General features: G+C 65.5%; 15 protein-coding genes. 8 read left to right on the top strand and 7 right to left on the bottom strand.

What is annotated here, in order from left to right:
* Window positions 1–13 precede the first annotated feature (13 nt).
* Window positions 14–1,981 carry a prolyl oligopeptidase family serine peptidase gene (locus tag B015_RS0102065; RefSeq protein WP_026226794.1) on the bottom strand — a complete coding sequence of 656 codons (1,968 nt, stop codon included), beginning with the start codon at window positions 1,979–1,981 and terminating at the stop codon, window positions 14–16.
* A gap of 304 nt (window positions 1,982–2,285) precedes the next feature.
* Between B015_RS0102065 and B015_RS0102060 the strand changes: the two genes are divergently transcribed.
* Complete coding sequence (locus tag B015_RS0102060) at window positions 2,286–2,933, top strand: TetR/AcrR family transcriptional regulator (protein ID WP_040456445.1); 648 nt, start codon at window positions 2,286–2,288, stop codon at window positions 2,931–2,933.
* Window positions 2,934–3,114: 181 nt separating this feature from the next.
* Window positions 3,115–4,467 (top strand): hemolysin family protein, encoded by a 1,353-nt coding sequence (locus tag B015_RS30260; protein ID WP_051091883.1) that lies wholly within the window; start codon window positions 3,115–3,117, stop codon window positions 4,465–4,467.
* A 77-nt stretch (window positions 4,468–4,544) separates the two neighbouring features.
* Here B015_RS30260 and B015_RS0102050 read toward each other — a convergent pair whose 3' ends face one another.
* The 4 genes from B015_RS0102050 to B015_RS30255 form a co-directional block, all read right to left on the bottom strand.
* Entirely contained in the window at window positions 4,545–5,768 is a 1,224-nt protein-coding gene (locus tag B015_RS0102050; RefSeq protein WP_018425989.1) for a cyanate transporter, read from the bottom strand.
* A 6-nt stretch (window positions 5,769–5,774) separates the two neighbouring features.
* Complete coding sequence (locus B015_RS0102045) at window positions 5,775–6,251, bottom strand: nucleoside deaminase (RefSeq protein WP_018425988.1); 477 nt, start codon at window positions 6,249–6,251, stop codon at window positions 5,775–5,777.
* Window positions 6,248–6,838 carry an ankyrin repeat domain-containing protein gene (locus B015_RS0102040; RefSeq protein WP_018425987.1) on the bottom strand — a complete coding sequence of 197 codons (591 nt, stop codon included), beginning with the start codon at window positions 6,836–6,838 and terminating at the stop codon, window positions 6,248–6,250. Before B015_RS0102040 ends, B015_RS0102045 begins: the two co-directional genes overlap by 4 nt.
* 65 nt (window positions 6,839–6,903) lie before the next feature.
* Entirely contained in the window at window positions 6,904–8,382 is a 1,479-nt protein-coding gene (locus B015_RS30255; protein WP_018425986.1) for an MFS transporter, read from the bottom strand.
* Between the two features lie 142 nt (window positions 8,383–8,524).
* On the opposite strand from B015_RS30255, the gene B015_RS0102030 reads away from it, so the two are divergent.
* From B015_RS0102030 to B015_RS0102005, 6 genes are all read left to right on the top strand, one after another.
* Entirely contained in the window at window positions 8,525–9,367 is an 843-nt protein-coding gene (locus tag B015_RS0102030) for a LysR family transcriptional regulator (protein WP_026226792.1), read from the top strand.
* 201 nt (window positions 9,368–9,568) lie between these two features.
* Entirely contained in the window at window positions 9,569–10,114 is a 546-nt protein-coding gene (locus B015_RS0102025; RefSeq protein ID WP_018425984.1) for an RNA polymerase sigma factor, read from the top strand.
* On the top strand, window positions 10,111–10,518 hold the full coding sequence (locus tag B015_RS0102020; RefSeq protein WP_157632672.1) for a hypothetical protein: 408 nt from the start codon (window positions 10,111–10,113) through the stop codon (window positions 10,516–10,518). Before B015_RS0102025 ends, B015_RS0102020 begins: the two co-directional genes overlap by 4 nt.
* Window positions 10,519–10,529: 11 nt before the next feature.
* Window positions 10,530–10,988 carry a periplasmic heavy metal sensor gene (locus B015_RS30250; RefSeq protein ID WP_018425982.1) on the top strand — a complete coding sequence of 153 codons (459 nt, stop codon included), beginning with the start codon at window positions 10,530–10,532 and terminating at the stop codon, window positions 10,986–10,988.
* A 69-nt stretch (window positions 10,989–11,057) separates the two neighbouring features.
* Window positions 11,058–12,449 carry a DUF1800 domain-containing protein gene (locus B015_RS0102010; RefSeq protein WP_026226791.1) on the top strand — a complete coding sequence of 464 codons (1,392 nt, stop codon included), beginning with the start codon at window positions 11,058–11,060 and terminating at the stop codon, window positions 12,447–12,449.
* A 3-nt stretch (window positions 12,450–12,452) separates the two neighbouring features.
* On the top strand, window positions 12,453–13,601 hold the full coding sequence (locus B015_RS0102005; protein WP_018425980.1) for a DUF1501 domain-containing protein: 1,149 nt from the start codon (window positions 12,453–12,455) through the stop codon (window positions 13,599–13,601).
* Between the two features lie 34 nt (window positions 13,602–13,635).
* On the opposite strand, the gene B015_RS0102000 is transcribed toward B015_RS0102005, so the two are convergent.
* Window positions 13,636–15,210, bottom strand: a complete 1,575-nt coding sequence (locus B015_RS0102000; RefSeq protein ID WP_198292885.1) for an FGGY-family carbohydrate kinase — start codon at window positions 15,208–15,210, stop codon at window positions 13,636–13,638.
* 139 nt (window positions 15,211–15,349) lie between these two features.
* The gene (locus B015_RS0101995) at window positions 15,350–16,828 is read right to left on the bottom strand and encodes a mannitol dehydrogenase family protein (RefSeq protein ID WP_018425978.1); all 1,479 of its coding nucleotides are present in this window, start codon (window positions 16,826–16,828) and stop codon (window positions 15,350–15,352) included.
* Window positions 16,829–16,923: the final 95 nt, after the last annotated feature.

Here is a 16,923-nt window from a genome sequence, read left to right as displayed (position 1 = left end):
TCTTGCCGACTGCTCAGGCGGCCGGATGCACGTATTTGTCGAGCCAGCACAGGATGCGGGCAGCACTGTCGAGATATTCGGGGTAGCTGCGCATGCTGTGCCCGGCATTGGGATAGATGACGAGCTCGGCAGGCGAGCCGGACCTGACGGCCGCGAAGTAGCACTCCTCCGCCTGGCCGGGCGGCGTGCTGCGATCGATGCCGCCGGCCATCACCAGCGTCGGCACCTTCTTCCTGTGCTTGAAGAAGGCCGGGCTGCGCTCGAAATAGGCGCCAGCCTCCGCCCAGGGCGAGGCGTCGAGCATGATCTCATCAAATTCGGGGATCTGCGTCGTGCGGTGCTGGCTGTACCAATTGCCGACCGGCGACATGGGGATCGCCGCGGCGAAGCGCTCGCTCTGCGACGGCAACCAGGCCGACATGAAGCCGCCATAGCTCGATCCCGCAACGGCGACCTTCGCGTCATCCGCCCAACCTTTGGCAACCAGGGCATCGACGCCGCTGATGATGTCGAGCACATCGGCACCGCCCATGTCGCCCTTGACCGCACGGGCGAAGGCGTCGCCCCTGCCGGTGCTGCCGCGAGGGTTGGGAAAGAAAATCGTCCACCCCTGCTTCACCAGCATCGGCGCAGCACGCGTCCGCCCCATCCAGTGATTGCCATGGGCGGAAATCGGTCCGCCGTGAACGTCCACAAGTAGCGGTGTCGGCCCGTTGACATTGCGGGGGCGGACCACCCAGCCCTGCATCTCCAGGCCATCGGGCGCTGTCCAGCTGAATGGCTCGACGGTGCCGCAAGACGACATTGCCTGCGCTGCGCCAGGCGCAGCCAGCGTTGCCACCTCGCGCACACCGCCGGCGGACGCTTCTGCCAGGAACGGCGCCCGCGAATAGGCTTCCCCCAGAAACAGGGAACCGGTTTCGCCTGTCGGATATGAGGTCGGGACCCATTCGACATGGGAGAAATCTTTCGAAGCCCAGCTTTCGGTCGCCACCGGGCGCCGGAGATCATAGTCACCGGCAAGCACTTCGTGGCCACGGAGGCCCGCAAAATGGATGACGGCGGGCGAACGCCACTCGATCGAGGTGACGTCAGCGCCCAAGCTTTCCAGCACCTCGAGCGCCCCACTGCGTGGGTCGAGCAGGCAGAGCTGGCCATAGACGATGCCGCGGTCGCTGCAGAAGGCTTTGACAAATGCGACCTTGCCGCCATCGGGCGCGGCCTTGACACAGCCGATCTGGTCGGCCGGCCTGTACATCGTCGTCGCAGCGCCAGAGGTTGCATCGACGAGGGAAAGAACCGCCCGATACCAGCTGCCCTCGCTGTGATGGTCGCTTGATATCGCCGCAATCGAACCGTTGCCGCACCAGCTGGCTTCCCACACGTTCAAGGGCGCCGCCGTCAGCTGGCGCGGTGTGCCCTCGCCATCCCAGGTCCAGATCGTGCGCCACAGTTCGCCGCCTTCGTCGGAGCGGACTTCCGGGATCCAGGCCGGCGCGCTCGACTTCTGCTTCTGCGCAAAACCGCCATGGATTCCGGCGAGGTCGGCGGCCGTACCCGCCACCACCATCAGAAGCCTCGATCCGTCCGCCGCCCAGTCGATCTGCTCGATCCGCCCGGCGACGGTTTGCGCCTTCAAGCGGCGGCCGTCCGACCAGATCTCGATCCGGTCGGCAGCGGCATCGTCGCCGGCACATGCCACGGCCAGTTCGTTGCCTGCGGGAGACAGCCTTATCTGACGGGTTTCCCGTTCGTTCAGGCGCTCGACCGCGCCGCCGCTGCGTGCAACGCGGCAAAGGCGATTGCTCACACCATCTTCGAAACCGCGCTCGAAACTCTGGCCGATGAAGTGGAGATGGGGAACATTCTCATGCCCGCACAGCGCACGGCCGTTGAATATGTGCCCGCCCGGCGCAAGCAGGGCTTCGTACAATTTCAAGGTCGCCGTGAATTCGGGCGACGAACGGAGATCTCGCTCCATGGGCTCTCCTCCAAGGGCCGCTTCGGCACACGCCGGACGCACCTCTTGCGCACCGGCACACGTGGTGCGCCGGCTGGAAAATCCATGAGCTTGGCGAGGTTGCCTCTGCGTTAGGCGGTAACATTACAGGCAATGTCGCGCCTGTCTAGACATAGATGTACATTTCTATGCCATAAAAGTCCGGCGTCTCCGACATGACGAAAAATCCGCTGCCAAGCACCCGGCGCTGACCGTATAAGGATCAAAAAGGGGAAGACGGACCATGCCAGAAAAAGAACGGAAGGCAGCCGCTTCGGAGGAGGACATGAAGCCGGCTGAAGAAGCTTCGATCGACGGATCGTCGCGGACGTCGAAGCAGGACTGGCTCGACCTGGCGATCAAGACGCTGATCGAGGACGGCATCGACCAGGTGAAGATTCAGGTCATGGCCAGGAAGCTGGACGTCTCCCGCTCCAGTTTCTACTGGTTCTTCGAGAGTCTGGGCGACTTGCACGAACAGCTGCTGCAGAACTGGCTGCGCAGTAACACCGATCCCGTGGTCGACCATGCATTGAGGCCGGCACCGAGTATCAACCGCGCCATCCTCAACGTCTTCCAGTGCTGGATCGACGACCGCCTGTTCGACCCACAGCTCGACATTGCCGTGCGCATCTGGGCGCGACGCGATCCCTCGATCCGAGCCGTCATCGACGAGGCCGACAAGCGCCGCATCGAGGCGATCACGGCCATGTACCAACGCTACGGCTATGACGAAGAGAACGCCTTCATCCGTGCACGCGTGCTCTATTTCATGCAGATCGGTCACTATACGCTCGATGTCGACGAAGCACTCGACGTCAGGGTCTCGCATGTGCCGGCCTATCTGCTGGCCTTCAGCGGCCAGGACGCCGAGCCCGAAGACATTGCGGCCTTCGACGAATTCGTCGCCCGCCTGACCAAGTCGAGGGTCTGATCTGACCCTAGCCTCAGTCGCTCCTGCGGCACTGGCAAGTGGCGCGACGTGGCAATTGCGGCTAGATCGGAAACCTCATCATGTTGCCTGGGGGCGGCATGGTGACTCGCGGCGGCACCTGCGGGCGCCGCTTTTTGTTGCAGACGACGCCCTGTGGCGTCACAGACTTAGAGAGGAGACCATGCCTACCGGCGATGGCAGTAGTAGCTGGACCGATATTGTTGGAATCATATCAGTTCTCGTTTTGGTGGCCGCGAATGGATTTTTCGTCGCGGCTGAATTTTCACTCGTAGCCGTCCGAAAAAGTCGCGTGGCCGAACTCGTCGCTGCAGGACGGGCCAACGCGACAGCCCTGCAGCGGGCCCTGGACAATCTCGACGCAAATCTCGCGGCAACGCAGCTCGGCATCACGATCTCCTCGCTGGCTCTGGGCTGGGTCGGAGAGCCGGCGCTCGCGCACCTCATCGAACCTCTTTTGAAGGCCCTGCCTGCTTCGCTTGCCGTTGCAGGCTCGCACATCATTGCGGTCGTCATCTCGTTCATCATCATCACCACGCTGCACATCGTGTTGGGCGAGCTCGCCCCGAAAAGCCTGGCGCTGCAGAGGAGCGAAGCCACAGCACTTCGGATCGTCCGGCCACTGGGGCTGTTCCTCACGGTTCTGCATCCGGCAATCGTGACCCTCAACGGACTTGGCAACCTGGTGCTTCGGCTCTGTGGCCTGCGCCCGGGAGGTGGCGAGGGAGCTCTGCATTCGCCGGAAGAGCTGAAGCTCCTGGTTCGGGCCAGCCAGGAGGCGGGGATTCTGCACGAAGCCCAGCAGGACCTCGTCGTCCGCGTGCTCAACATCGGCGAGCGACGGATCGGCGACATCATGACGCCGCGCCCGCATGTGGAATGGGTCGACATCGACGATGGCAGCGATGCCATGCTGCGCACCATCCGCTCCTGCCGACACCAGCAGATGCTCGTCGGGCGCGGCACCATCGACGAACCGATCGGGATGATCCTCAAGAAGGATCTTCTCGACCAGCTTCTCGAGGGACAGCAGCCCGAGCTGACAGGCATCATCCGCCAGCCGCTTCTGGTCCATGAGGCGATGACGGTGTTCAAGGTGCTGGAGCAGTTCAAGCGGGCGCCGGTCAGGCTGGCCATGGTCGTCGACGAATATGGACGGCTCGAGGGGATAGTCACCCAGACCGACCTTCTGGAGGCGATCACCGGCGACCTTGCCGACATCGAAGGCGACGAACCAGATGTGGTCGAGCGCGAAGACGGCTCACTGCTCATCGAGGGCACAATGCCTGCGCACGAGGCATTCGAGCGTCTCAGGCTGCGAGAGCGGCCCGCCGACGACGGCTTCCACACCATCGCCGGTTTCGTGCTCGCCCAACTCGGCCACTTGCCCGGCGTCGGCGAGGCCTTCGTCTATGAACACTGGCGCTTCGAGGTCGTCGACATGGACGGACACCGGATCGACAAGCTGCTGGTGTCAAGGACCGATGTCCACGAGGTCGCAGAACCTCGCATCTAAAGGACACCAATTGCACGAGCCGGGACAGCAGTCCCGGCTCGTGCAGCACTCTTCAGACGATCATCTGAAGCCGAAGATCAGAATGCGCTGGCCTCCCTGGGCGCCTCCAACCCCATGATGGCGGGGTAGTTCCCCGGATCGAAGCGGCGATAGAGCAATGCTGTCGCGGCCACGCATGCAAGGTGCATGACCCAGCCGCTGGCGAAGCTTCCGGTCCAACCGTGGAGCAGCGCCATAGCGAACGGTCCGAAGGCAGCGATCAGGAAACCGCCGCCCTGCATCAACGCCGCAAGCGCGCCGGCCTGATCCGGGCTTGGCAGATGGTCGAGGGCGGTGACGATGGCGAGTGCGAAACTGCCGCCGAGGCCTGCCCCGCAGATGCCCGCCCAGAAGGCAGGTGCCGTCGCCGGCAAAAAGGCAAGCCCGGCAAAGCCTGCCGCCTGCATGGCCAAAGCAAGCAGCAGCCACGGCCGCCGGTCGTTACAGCGGCGCGCCAGAAGCGGCAGGCCAAGGGCTGCAACCGCCTGACACAGGGCCATGACCGCGACGAGGTTGCCGCTGGCCGCACTGCTCCAGTCCTGAGCCTGATAATAGGGCGCAAGCCAGGCCACCATCGAGGAATAACCTGCGTTGACGAGCCCGAAGGCGGCCATCAGCGCCCATGTTCGCGGACGCCTGAGCAAAAGCCCCGTCACGGCTCGGTCCGGCCGCGCAGCCTTGCTGTCGGCAAGGACGCGAAAGGAAATGGCCAGCGCCACGGCGACCGGAACCGCCAACCAGGCCAGTGCCGCCCGCCAGCTGTAGCCCGCACCGACCAGCACCGGCATCAATCGCGCGCCAAAGGCTCCGCCAGCCATGATCATCGCCGAATAGAGGCCGGTGACCACAGCGACGCTGGCCGGAAACCGCTGTTTGATGATGCCGGGAAATACCGCCTGGATGAACGCCACGCCTGCCCCGCACAGGGCCGCAGTAAGGACAAGGGCGAGACCGCCGGTGGCCCCGAGGCGCAGGAGCGAGCCGAGCATCAGCAGCACCAATGCCGCGAGCAGACCGCGGCGCGTGCCGACCGCAGCCTGTATGCCGGGTGAAACGAAGGCGCCGACGCCCATCAGGAACATCGGCAGCAAGGTCAGCATCGCAAGCCCGCCATAGCCGAGTCCCGTGTCGGCAACGATGTCGGTCAAAAGCGGCCCGGGTGCGGCCAGGAACGGGCGCAGATTGATGCCGATCAGCACGACCAGGCCCAACATTGCCCATTGCCGGCCGCTGCCGGGCTCGACGTCCTGCTGCCGCATCATCCCGGCCTAGCTCGCCTGCGCCATACGCGCCTGCCAGGCGCGATAGAGATGGCTCTGCTCCTCGCCTTCACGGGGGCGATGGCTGATCGAGGCCCAGGCCTGCCGGTCAAGCGGCTGCGACAGCTCCTCGGCAATGGCGGCCGTGGACAGGCCGAAGGGCTCTGCCTGCTCGTTGGAATAGGCGAAGGCGATCTCCGTGACGCCGGCCATGCGCATGGCGGCCAAACACATCGGGCATGGCTGGCCGCTGGCATAGACGGCGCAGCCATCAAGGCGCGGCGACTGCAATGCCTTGCCCGCCGCCCGCAGCGCCATAAGCTCGGCATGAGCGGTGGGGTCGCAGTCGGCCTGCATGCTGTTGACGCCGCGCGCGATCACCTCGCCGCCCTTGACGACGACGGCGCCGAACGGCCGGCCGCCCTGCTCGACATTGGCAAAGGCGAGCGCCACCGCCTCGTCGAGGAACCTTTCGACGTCGCTCATTTCGCGCCAGCCTTTTCCAGTAACTGGACCATTTCGCGGTAGCCATGGGCGCGAGCGTGCTGCAAGGGCGTCACCCCATCCTTGTCGGCAAGGTTCACATTGGCGCCAGCGTCGATGAGCAGCTTGACGATCTCCGTGTGCCGCCCCCCGCCATTGCCGAGGATGATCGCCTCGAGCAGTGCGGTCCAGCCGAGATTGTTGACGTGGTCGACATCGATGCCAGCCGCGATCAGCGTCTTCACCGTATCGACATGACCGCGCTCGGACGCCGGAATGAGTGCGGTGCCGCCATAGCGGTTGGTGCTCTTGAGGTCGGCCCCATGTGCCAGCGTCAATTTGAGGATGTCGAGATGGCCGCGCGCGCCAGCGTAGAGATAGGGGCTGTCGTTGATGTTGTCCTTGGCGTTGACGTCGGCACCAGCCACGATTAGCGCCGTTGCGGCGTTGACCTTGTTGGCGATGGTCGCGACCAGCAGCGCCGTCTGGCCGTTCTGGTCCCTGGCGTCGATCGCAGCACCCTTTGCCAGAAGCGCCTTGATTGCGGAAGCGTCATCGTTGGCGGCAGCAATGTGGAGTTCGGTCTGCATGGATTGTCCTGCGGCGGAGAGAGGAGCGAAAACGAGGAGGCAAAGGACGAAGAAACTGCGGATCATCAGGCACCTCCTGGTTTGTCGCCGGCGAGCCCCGGAGCGGAGCCGGCTGGATGAAGAAGAGACCTGTCGGCCGGGATTGTCGATGGTCGGGCGGATGCAGCGGACTTCAGACGCAGCCGCATGAGGCTCACAGCGGCGCCGACGCCTGCGAAGACGGCACCGAACCAAAGGGCAGACATCGCGCCCTCCTGTCCGAAGATGTTGAACAAGGCAGCAACGAGTGCCGCACCCATGGATTGGCCGAGCACTCCGATGACGCTCGATGTGCCCCCTGCACCGCCGCTGCGCTCGCGTGGTACGGCCATCATGATGGCGCGCATATTGGGCGACTGGAAAAAACCGAAGCCGGCGCCACCGACGGCCATCCGCCAGGCAATTTCGACCGCATCGGGATGCGGCGGCAACGTGGCGAGGAGCACGAGCCCCGCGCTCATGACGGCAAGGCCCATCCCGCCAAGGATGCCGGCCGGAATGCGGTCGGAAAGCCGACCTGCCAAGGGTGCTGCCAGCGCGACCATCGCCGGCCAGGGCGTCAGAAGGAAGCCCGTCTCGACCTGAGAAAAGCCGAACCGCATCTGGAACATGAATGGCAGCGACACGAAGGTGAGTGCTTGGGCCATGAATGAAAAGAACGACGTCAGCACCGAAAAGGCAAACATCGGCCGCCGCAAGAGGTCGACCGCCAGCATCGGCGCCGGGCTGGCGGACTGTCGTTTCAGCAGCATCAGCAGCGCGGTGAGCGCAACCGCAGCACTGACCGCGACGGCTGCAATGGACGCGCCTTGCGCCGCGGCGTTGAGCGTGACGACGGTGACGGTGAGGAAAAGCGCGCACAGCAGGGCAGCGAGCCCGTCGAAACGCCAGCCGTTGCGGGGCGTGGCGGGCAGCGCATAGATACCCATCACGATGCCCAGCGCACCCAGCGGCACGTTGATGAGGAACAGCCAGTGCCAGGTCGAGAGGCTGAGAATCGCCGATGCGACGGACGGGCCGGCGGCGAAGGACAGGGCCACGACCAGGGCGTTCAGCCCCATGCCGCGCCCAAGCAAGTGCTGGGGAAAGATGAAGCGCATCATCGCCAGGCCAATGCCGAGGATGCCCGCTGCGCTCATGCCCTGGATGACGCGCCCGACGATGAGCCACTCGAAAGACGGCGCGAGGCCGCAGATCAGCGAGGCCAGGGAAAACAGGACAAGCCCGCACATCGAGACGCGTCGCAGGCCGATGATTTCACCAAGGGCGGCGGCAGGCAGCAGCGAACCGATCATCGCCAGCTGATAGGCGCTGACGATCCAGATCGACTGCGCGTCCGTCGCATGCAGATCGCGCGCGATCGTCGGCAGCGCGGTGTTGGCAATGGCCGTATCGAGATTGGCCATGCAGACATTCATCAGCACGGCGGCGGTGGCGATGGCACGCTCGCGAACGGGAAGGCCTTCGCCCGAAGCCGGAACCTGCTGAAGTCGAAATGCAAACACGAAACTGCCTTTGGCGCGCGCCGCGGATCTAACCGGCCGCCAGCCGACGGGCCGACGGCGACCTGAAGCTGGTTAGCGCTTGCATCAGTCATGCGCAAATTAGATATTCAGATAAAGAACATGCACATCATCGATGGATAACATGCTTGATCCACGCCTGCTGCGCGCCTTTGTGACGATTGCAGACACCGGAAGCTTCACGACGGCCGCCGACCGGCTGCACATGACCCAGTCAACGATCAGTCAGCAGGTCGCGCGCCTCGAGGAGGCGATCGGCCGGCCGCTGATCGACCGGGCGGCGCGGTCTGTGCAACTGACCGCAACCGGTGAACGGCTGCTTGGGCACGCCCGGCGCATCCTGGCCCTGCAGAGCGAGGCCGTAACGCTGCTGGCCGATACAGCCGGCACGGCGTCGGTGCGCATCGGTATGCCAGACGACATCGCAACGACGGAGATGACGCGCATGTTTGCCGCCTTCTCGAAGAGGCACAGGGAGGTCCGGCTCGACGTGACGACCGGCCTCAGCATCGACCTTACCAAACGTTATCGCGGCGGCGAGTTCGACATCGTGGTGGTCAAGGAAGGAGCACCGAGTTCCGACCATCTCGCGGCGTATCCCGAACCCATCGCCTGGTATGCGGCTGAAGATATCGACTGGTCGGATCCGGTGCCGCTGGTGACCTTCCCGCCGGGCGGGCTTTATCGCGACGCCATGTTCGAGCGCATCGAACGCGAGCGCAAACGCTGGTATGTCGCCTTCACCAGCAGCAGCCTCGGCAGCGTGCTCTCGGCGGTGGAGGCCGGACTTGGCCTGTCGCTGCTCCCATCTGGCACGACACGCGGCCGGCAGGTGCGTCAGTTCACCGAATTCGGCACCCACCCCGCCATGGTGGTGTCGCTCTATTCCTGGGAGGCTGGCGGTATCGTCGGCGAACTCGCAGCCGAAATGCAGCTGGCGCTCAAGGCGCGTTTCGGCGCCACCTGATCCGGAAACCGACATGCGGCGCGACGACCATTCCATGGCGGTCTTGCGAGCGACGGATTTCGGCCCGCTGCCCGTACAAGCTTCAGAACACAGATGATGGCACCTTTCACGGGGGTTCCGTCATCCGTTTCGGCGCGTCGGCTCTCCGCGGCCGGCACACGCCCTATATGAAATGGAAACGAGGATCGCGGGCTGCCGGGCTTGACGACACATGATCCAGACGAGGCGCTTCTGGCGCAGGTGGCGGAAGGCGACGACCATGCCGTGCGCGCCATGGTCGCACGCAAGCTGCCCCGGCTGCTGGGGCTTGCCACACGCATGCTCGGCGACCGCAGCGAGGCCGAGGACGTCGCCCAGGAGACCTTTCTCCGACTATGGCGCCAGGCGCCCGCCTGGCGGCGCGGCGAGGCGCGCCTCGACACCTGGCTCTATCGCGTCGCCCTCAACCTGTGCACCGACCGGCTGCGCAAGCGACGCGAAACCTATGTCGCCGAACCGCCCGAACAGACCGATCCCGACGCAGACCCCGCTCGCGGACTGGCCGAGACCGAGCGCAACGATGCCGTTCAGGCGGCGCTCGACGCCCTGCCCGACCGGCAGCGCGAGGCGATCGTGCTGCAATACTATCAAGAGCTTTCCAACATCGAGGCCGCTGCCGTCATGGGCATCGGCGTCGAGGCGCTGGAAAGCCTGCTCTCTCGCGCGCGCCGTGCCTTGCGTGCGCGCCTTGCCGGACAACGGACATGAGTGACATGACCCTTGAGCGCTTCACCGAAATCCTTGACGCCTACGGCGCCGATCCGGCGCGCTGGCCGGAAGGCGAGCGCGCTGCCGCCACGGCCTTTGCCGAGGCCCGGCAGGATCTTGCCGATCCCGTGCTTGCCCAGGCGGCATCCCTCGATAGCGCCCTTGGCGGCCATGCCCTGCCGACCGCAAGCGATGCGCTTGCCGAGAAGATCGCGGGTTCGGCCCGCATGCGAAACCGGACGAAACAGCGGGATTGGCGTGGCCTGATCTGGCGCGGTCTGGGCTTTGCCGGCGTCACCTTGGCCGGAGCCACCGCCGGCGCGCTGCTGGTGGCGACGCTGATGCCGATGAGCATGCCCGGCGACGAAGACCACGTCATCACCGCCTTCGACAGCGCCTTCTGAGGAGCAGGGAAATGTCCGAACGCTCGAAACGACTGCTCCTCGCCGCCTCACTGGCGCTCAATGTGTTCTTCATCGGCGCTGCCGCCGGCGGCGGCTACATGTGGTTCCAGTCCGGGCAAAGCCTTCGCGCCGGCCAGCCGCTGGCATCAGCGGCGCGCTACCTGACGCCTGAGCAACGCCAGGCATTCCGGCAGGCGCTTCAGGCGGCGCGGCGCGACAGCCGGGAAGACATCCAGACAGGTCAGGCAAGCCGAGCGCTTCTGGCGCAACTGCTCGACGAACCACAGATCGACCGCGCCGCCATCGACGCATCGCTTGCAGCGACCAGGGCAGCCGACATTGCCGCGCGCACGCGCATCGAGACCGTCATCGTCGACTTCGCCGCAAAGCTGAGCGTCGCCGACCGCACCAAGCTGGTCGACGGGCTGGAGGAGCGCGGCCAGATGCTGCGCGGCGTCAGGAAAAACTGAGGCCTATCCGACGGATCGGCCGGCCTCCTCCGTTCAATGGCGCACGACCATGAAATGCGGAGGCCGCTCGTGACCACGCCCGCCCAGCCGCTCGCTCTGGCGATCGCACAGAACCGCTTCGGCCTCGGCGCCCGCGCAGGCGACGCCATTTCCGCCGAGCCGAAGCAATGGCTCAATGACCAGTTGGATCGTTTCCAGCCGGCGCCTGCCACATCCACCGATCTGCGCAAGACGCCCGATATCATCGCTGAATATTCCGAGGATCGCGCCGAACTGCGCGACCTCAGCGAGGCCGACCGCATGGAAGCGCGCAAGAAAATGCGCCAGGCCGGCCGCAAGCTCTACCAGGACGAAGTCAACCAGCGCGCGCTGTCGGCGACCACGACCGACACGCCCTTCGTCGAGCGGCTGGTGCATTTCTGGTCGAACCATTTCGCCGTTTCGGTCGAAAAGCCCCAGGTCACGGTGCTGGCCGGCGCCTTCGAACGCGAGGCCATCCGCCCGCATGTGCTCGGCCGCTTTGAGGATATGGCGCTGGCGGTCGAGCAGCATCCGGCGATGCTGTTCTTCCTCGACCAGGTCCGTGCCACCGGACCGAACAGCATGAGGGCACAGCGGGCGCAGGAGAACAACGCCGCGCGCAGGCCCGGCTTCAACGAGAACCTTGCCCGCGAGATCATGGAGCTGCACACGGTCGGCGTGCGCACCGGCTACACCCAGCAGGACGTCACCGAATTCGCCAAGGCGATGACCGGCTGGACTGTCGACGGGATCGGCGGCAGCGCTCAGGCGGACGAGCCTGGCGCCTTCCTGTTCCGGCCCGGCATGCACGAACCCGGCAGCCGTGTGGTCATGGGCAAGTCATACGCCCAGAAGGGCGAACGCCAGGCGGAGGCGATCATCCATGACCTGACGGCCTCCGAGGCCACCGCCACCCACATCGCCACCAAGCTCGCACGCCATTTCGCCGCCGACGATCCGCCGGCAGAGCTGGTCGGCACGCTCAAGCAGGCATTCGTCCGGTCGCGCGGCGATCTGCCGACGGTCTATCGCGCCCTGATCGACGCGCCGCAGGCCTGGCAAGCCGATGCCCGCAAGTTCAAGAGCCCGTGGGAATGGACGGTATCTGCCCTGCGCGCGCTCGGCCCGCACGAACTCGACGGACTGAACGTCGTCCAGCTGACCAACCAGCTCGGCCAGCCTGTCTGGCGGCCGGGCTCGCCCGCCGGCTATGACGACGTCGCCGCCAGTTGGGCAGCCCCCGATGCGCTGGTGCGCCGTGTCGAGACGGCACAGCGCCTAGCGCGCATGGCCGACAGCTCGACCGACGCGCGAGCGCTTGCCGGCGAGGTGCTCGGCAGCGCGCTGTCGGATGCCAGCCGCACCCAGATCGAGCGCGCCGAATCGCCCCAGACCGCACTTGCGCTGCTTCTGGTCGCCCCCGAATTCCAGAGGAGATGAGCCATGATCCACCGCCGCCAGTTCCTGACCTCGGCAACCTTGGGTGCTGCCGCGCTGCTGATCGCGCCGCGCCTGGTCTTCGCCAATGTCCAGAGCGAGCGCCGCTTCGTCTTCATCATCCAGCGCGGCGCGGCCGACGGGCTTGAGACGGTCATTCCCTATGGCGACCCTGCGCTCGACGGCTTACGCGGCCAGCTGGCGCTCGACACCGCAAGCCTGCACAAACTCGACGGCATGTTCGGCCTGCATCCATCGCTCGAGCGGTTGGCGGGGCTCTATGGCGACAAGCAGGCGCTGTTCGTGCAGGCCGTCGCCTCGCCCTATCGCGAGCGCTCGCATTTCGACGGCCAGAACGTTCTGGAAAGCGGCGGCTCGAGCCCCTACGAATTCAAGGATGGCTGGCTGAACCGCCTGGCGACGCTCCTGCCCAAATCCAAGGAGGAGGCGATCGCGTTTGCGCCGACCATTCCGCTGGCGCTGCGCGGTGCCGCCCCGGTCTCGTCCTATGCGCCTTCAGCGCTACCGGAGGCGCCCGACGATCTGTTGATGCGTGTCGGCGCGCTTTATGACGCCGACCCCGAGCTGCACAAATTGTGGAGCCGGGCCATGGAAACGCGTGGCCTCGCCACCGACGCCCAGGCGCGCCAGGATCCGGCAGGCGTCGGCAAGACGGCGGGCGAATTCCTTGCCCGGCCAGACGGTCCGCGCATCGCCATGATCGAAACCGGCGGCTGGGACACGCACAGCGCCCAGAAGGGCCGGCTCGCCGCGCAGCTGCGCGGCCTGGATACGCTTATTGGCGCAATGAAGGACCAGCTCGGCGACGCCTGGAACCAGACGACGGTGCTGGTGGCGACAGAGTTCGGGCGCACCGCCGCCGCCAACGGCACCGGCGGCACCGACCACGGCACCGCCTCGTCTGCGATGCTGATCGGCGGCGCGGTCAAGGGCGGACGGGTGCTGGCCGACTGGCCGGGTCTAGCGCAGGCAGCGCTCTACCAGGGTCGCGACCTCGCGCCCACGCTCGACCTCGACACACTGATCGCAACCGTGGCCGCTGAAAGCCTGCGCCTCGATCCAGTGCTGACCATGCGCACCCTGTTCCCCGACCGCCCGATCAACAAGGGCTTGAATGGACTGGTCGCGGCCTGACCGCAGCGCCATCATTTGACGCCAGCTCGAATTGCTACGTCAGCCTGTCGAGTTCCTGGCGCTGGCGGTGCATTTCGAGGAAGACGCGGTAGTCATGGTCAAAGCGGTGCCTCGCGGCAGGATTGGGCAGGCGCTGGTGACCTTGCTGGCGCATCGCCGTGCAGGCGCTGGCCAAATCCGGATAGTGGCCGGCGGCGGTGGCGGCGATCATGGCCGTGCCCAAAAGCATGGCATCCCCGCCCGAGGGCTCGACGACGGTGCAGCCGGTGGCGTCGGCATAAAGCTCCATCAGAAGTGGATTGCGGGTGTGGCCGCCGGTGACGTGCAACGTGTCGATGCCGTAGCCATTGGCGTTCAGGGCATCGAGCACATGGCGGATGCCGAGCGCGATCGCCACCGCCGTACGCCAGTAAAGCCGGCAGAGGCTGTCGAAGGAGGCGTCAAGCGTGAGGCCGCTAATGACGCCGACAGCATGCGGGTCGGCCAGTGGAGAGCGGTTGCCGTGGAAGTCGGGCAGCACATGCAGTCGTCCGGCAAGGTCCAGGCCCTCGATGGCGCGCAGCTGCATGATGCGGTCGGTGATGCGCCGATGCGTTTCGGCGGTCGGCTCGCCGCCCTGGCCGTGCCAGCGGATGACGTGGTCGAGCAGCGCCCCGGTGGCCGACTGGCCGCCTTCGCTCAGCCACAGGCCCGGTAGCGGTGCTCCATAATAGGGTCCCCAGATGCCGGACGCGGCGCGGGGCTCGCGCGACATGGCCATGACGCAGCTCGACGTTCCCGCGATGAGCGCCATGTGCCGGTCGACGTCAGGCAGGCCGCCGACGACGCCGAGCGCGCCGGCAAAGGCGTCGATCACACCGGCGCCGACACGGCATGCTGAGGTCAATCCCAGTTGCTCGACCGCCTGTTCCGTGAGTGGACCGAGGTCGGTCCCAACAGGGCTGGCGCGGTCAGGCAGGGCGGCGTGCTCGAACATGTCGGCAAGGCCGACGGCGGCGAAGAAATCCGGCCGCCAGGCCGCGCGCTCATGAGCGAGATAGGTCCATTTGGCGGTCAAGGTGCATTGCGAGCGCGCCAGCGACCCGCTTGCCTTGCAGGTCAGGAAGTCGGCGAGGTCGAACAGCCTGCCGGTTCGCGCCCAAGTCTCGGGCAGGTGGCGCTTCACCCACATCAGCTTGGGTGTCGTCATCTCCGGCGACATGACGCCGCCGACAAATTTCAGGACCTCGTGGCCGGTCGCCGTGCATTCGTCGGCTTCGGCCAGAGCGCGATGGTCGAGCCAGACGATGGTGTCCCATCTGCTCTGGCCATTACGGGACACGGAGACCTGTTCGCCTTCCCGGCCACGAAAGACGGTGGAACAGGTGGCATCGAAGCTGATGCCCGATATTGCGTCAGCGGCAGCTCCCGAAGCAGCGCGGGCAGCCTGCACCGATGCGCAGACGGCCGACCAGATGTCTTCGGAATCGTGCTCGGCATGTCCCTCGGCAGACCGGTTCATGGCGATGGGCCGTTCGGCCCGGCCAAGCAGCACACCGCTGTGATCGAAGATGCCGGCGCGGGCGCTGGCGGTGCCGACGTCGACGGCGCAGAGATAATGCGCCATCAGTAGCGCCCCGCGAAACGACGCAGGCAAGGGCATGCCGACCGGATTTCTGTTGTGACGGGTTCTGCATGCGAGACCATGGCGCGCAGTCTATATGCGCGTCCTGGGCAATTCCAGCCGGCAGCAGCTGACCTGGCCTGGCTCAGAGCGTCCCGTCCAGATAGCGGGTCAGCGTCTCCTTGGCTCCAACTTTCCAGACGGTGTCGAGATTGTGGGCAAAGGCTTGCGCGAAATCAGGGGACCGGCCGACGTCGCCATAGATGTCCTCCATCTCGAGCCATGCCTGCGGGGTTGCCTTCGCCATCTTGGCCGTCGCCTGCATGCGATGCCAGTTGGGGTCGTTCGGCTCGATGACGGCGCCAGAATCGGTGACCCCGAAACAGTATCGGCACCAGAACGCGCTTTCGAGCGCTAGCCCCGATATGCCGGCGCCAGCCTTCAGCCGATCGGCGATGGTCGGGATGATAAATTTGGGTTGCCGGTTCGAGCCGTCGAGGCAGAGCCGGCGCACGGTGTCGCCGATCTTGGGATTGGAGAAGCGCCGCTCGATCAGCTGGCAATAGTCCTCCAGCACGACATCGGGCACCGGCGGCACGGTCGGCATGATCTCCTCGCGCTCGAGCTTGGCGAGGAAGGCGCTGACCAGCGGGTGCTGCATCGCCTCGTGAACGAAGTGGATGTCCATCAATCCCGCCGGATAGGCGATGGTGGCGTGGCCGCCATTGAGGATCCTGATCTTCATCAGCTCGAAGGGTGCTACCTCGTGCACGAACTGGACGCCCGCCTTTTCGAGCGCTGGCCGGCCATCGGTGAAACGATCCTCCATCACCCATTGCTTGAACGGCTCGCAGAACACGGGCCAGCTGTCTTCCATGCCGAACTGCTCGGTCAGCATCGTGCGCTCGCGGTCGGTGGTCGCAGGCGTGATGCGATCAACCATGCTGTTGGGAAAAGTGACATGTTCGCTGACCCAGTCGGCAAATGTTTCGTCGACGAGCCGTGCCAGGCCGATCACGGCGTCCGCAGCGACCCGGCCATTGTGGGGGATGTTGTCGCAGGACATGACGGTGAAAGGCACGGTACCTTCGTCGCGTCGGCGCATCAGGCCGGCGAGGATCAGCCCGAACACCGTCTTTGGCGCCGTGATGTTCTCGGCGTCGGCGGTGATCTGGGGATGGGTCGGGTTGAAGACACCTGAGGCGGGATCGATGAAATAGCCGCCTTCGGTGATCGTCAGCGAGACGATGCGGATCGACGGATCGGCCAGGCTATCGATGATGGCCGCGGTGTCGCCCGGCTTGATGAAGTCGACCATGGCGCCGGTGACGCGCGCGCTCATATGGCCGCTGTCCTGCTCGACGACTGTCGTCAGCCAGTCCTGCGCCATCAACTTTTGACGACCGGCCTCCTCGGCGTCGAACACGCCGGCCCCGACGATGGCCCAATCATGGTCGAGCTCAGCGCCAAACAGCTCATCGAGATAGACCGCCTGGTGCGAACGGTGAAAATTGCCGACGCCGAAATGGACGATGCCAGCCTTAAGCGATGCGCGGTCGTAGTTCGGACGCGCGACGTTGGCCGGCAGCTGGTCGAGGGTTGCGAGGGAGAGTTTCACGGTCATGGTTCGACGCTTTCTTTTTTGGGCGCGCCGAAGTTCGCGATACCTCCTCCCCTTGCGGGAGGAGGTGGATCGGCGCGCAGCGCCGAGACGGTTGA

The organism is Hoeflea sp. 108 (assembly GCF_000372965.1).
Taxonomy (GTDB): domain Bacteria; phylum Pseudomonadota; class Alphaproteobacteria; order Rhizobiales; family Rhizobiaceae; genus Aminobacter.
This window is presented reverse-complemented; position numbering and strand designations above follow the sequence as displayed.

What these genes read in the sequence shown, in the direction of transcription:
- B015_RS0101995 (WP_018425978.1), bottom strand. Translation starts at nt 16,828, where the DNA reads ATGACCGTGAAACTCTCCCTCGCAACCCTCGACCAGCTGCCGGCCAAC.
- B015_RS0102050 (WP_018425989.1), bottom strand. Translation starts at nt 5,768, where the DNA reads ATGATGCGGCAGCAGGACGTCGAGCCCGGCAGCGGCCGGCAATGGGCA.
- B015_RS0102030 (WP_026226792.1), top strand. Translation starts at nt 8,525, where the DNA reads ATGCTTGATCCACGCCTGCTGCGCGCCTTTGTGACGATTGCAGACACC.
- B015_RS0102040 (WP_018425987.1), bottom strand. Translation starts at nt 6,838, where the DNA reads ATGCAGACCGAACTCCACATTGCTGCCGCCAACGATGACGCTTCCGCA.
- B015_RS30250 (WP_018425982.1), top strand. Translation starts at nt 10,530, where the DNA reads ATGTCCGAACGCTCGAAACGACTGCTCCTCGCCGCCTCACTGGCGCTC.
- B015_RS30260 (WP_051091883.1), top strand. Translation starts at nt 3,115, where the DNA reads ATGCCTACCGGCGATGGCAGTAGTAGCTGGACCGATATTGTTGGAATC.
- B015_RS0102005 (WP_018425980.1), top strand. Translation starts at nt 12,453, where the DNA reads ATGATCCACCGCCGCCAGTTCCTGACCTCGGCAACCTTGGGTGCTGCC.
- B015_RS0102065 (WP_026226794.1), bottom strand. Translation starts at nt 1,981, where the DNA reads ATGGAGCGAGATCTCCGTTCGTCGCCCGAATTCACGGCGACCTTGAAA.
- B015_RS0102045 (WP_018425988.1), bottom strand. Translation starts at nt 6,251, where the DNA reads ATGAGCGACGTCGAAAGGTTCCTCGACGAGGCGGTGGCGCTCGCCTTT.
- B015_RS0102020 (WP_157632672.1), top strand. Translation starts at nt 10,111, where the DNA reads ATGAGTGACATGACCCTTGAGCGCTTCACCGAAATCCTTGACGCCTAC.
- B015_RS0102060 (WP_040456445.1), top strand. Translation starts at nt 2,286, where the DNA reads ATGAAGCCGGCTGAAGAAGCTTCGATCGACGGATCGTCGCGGACGTCG.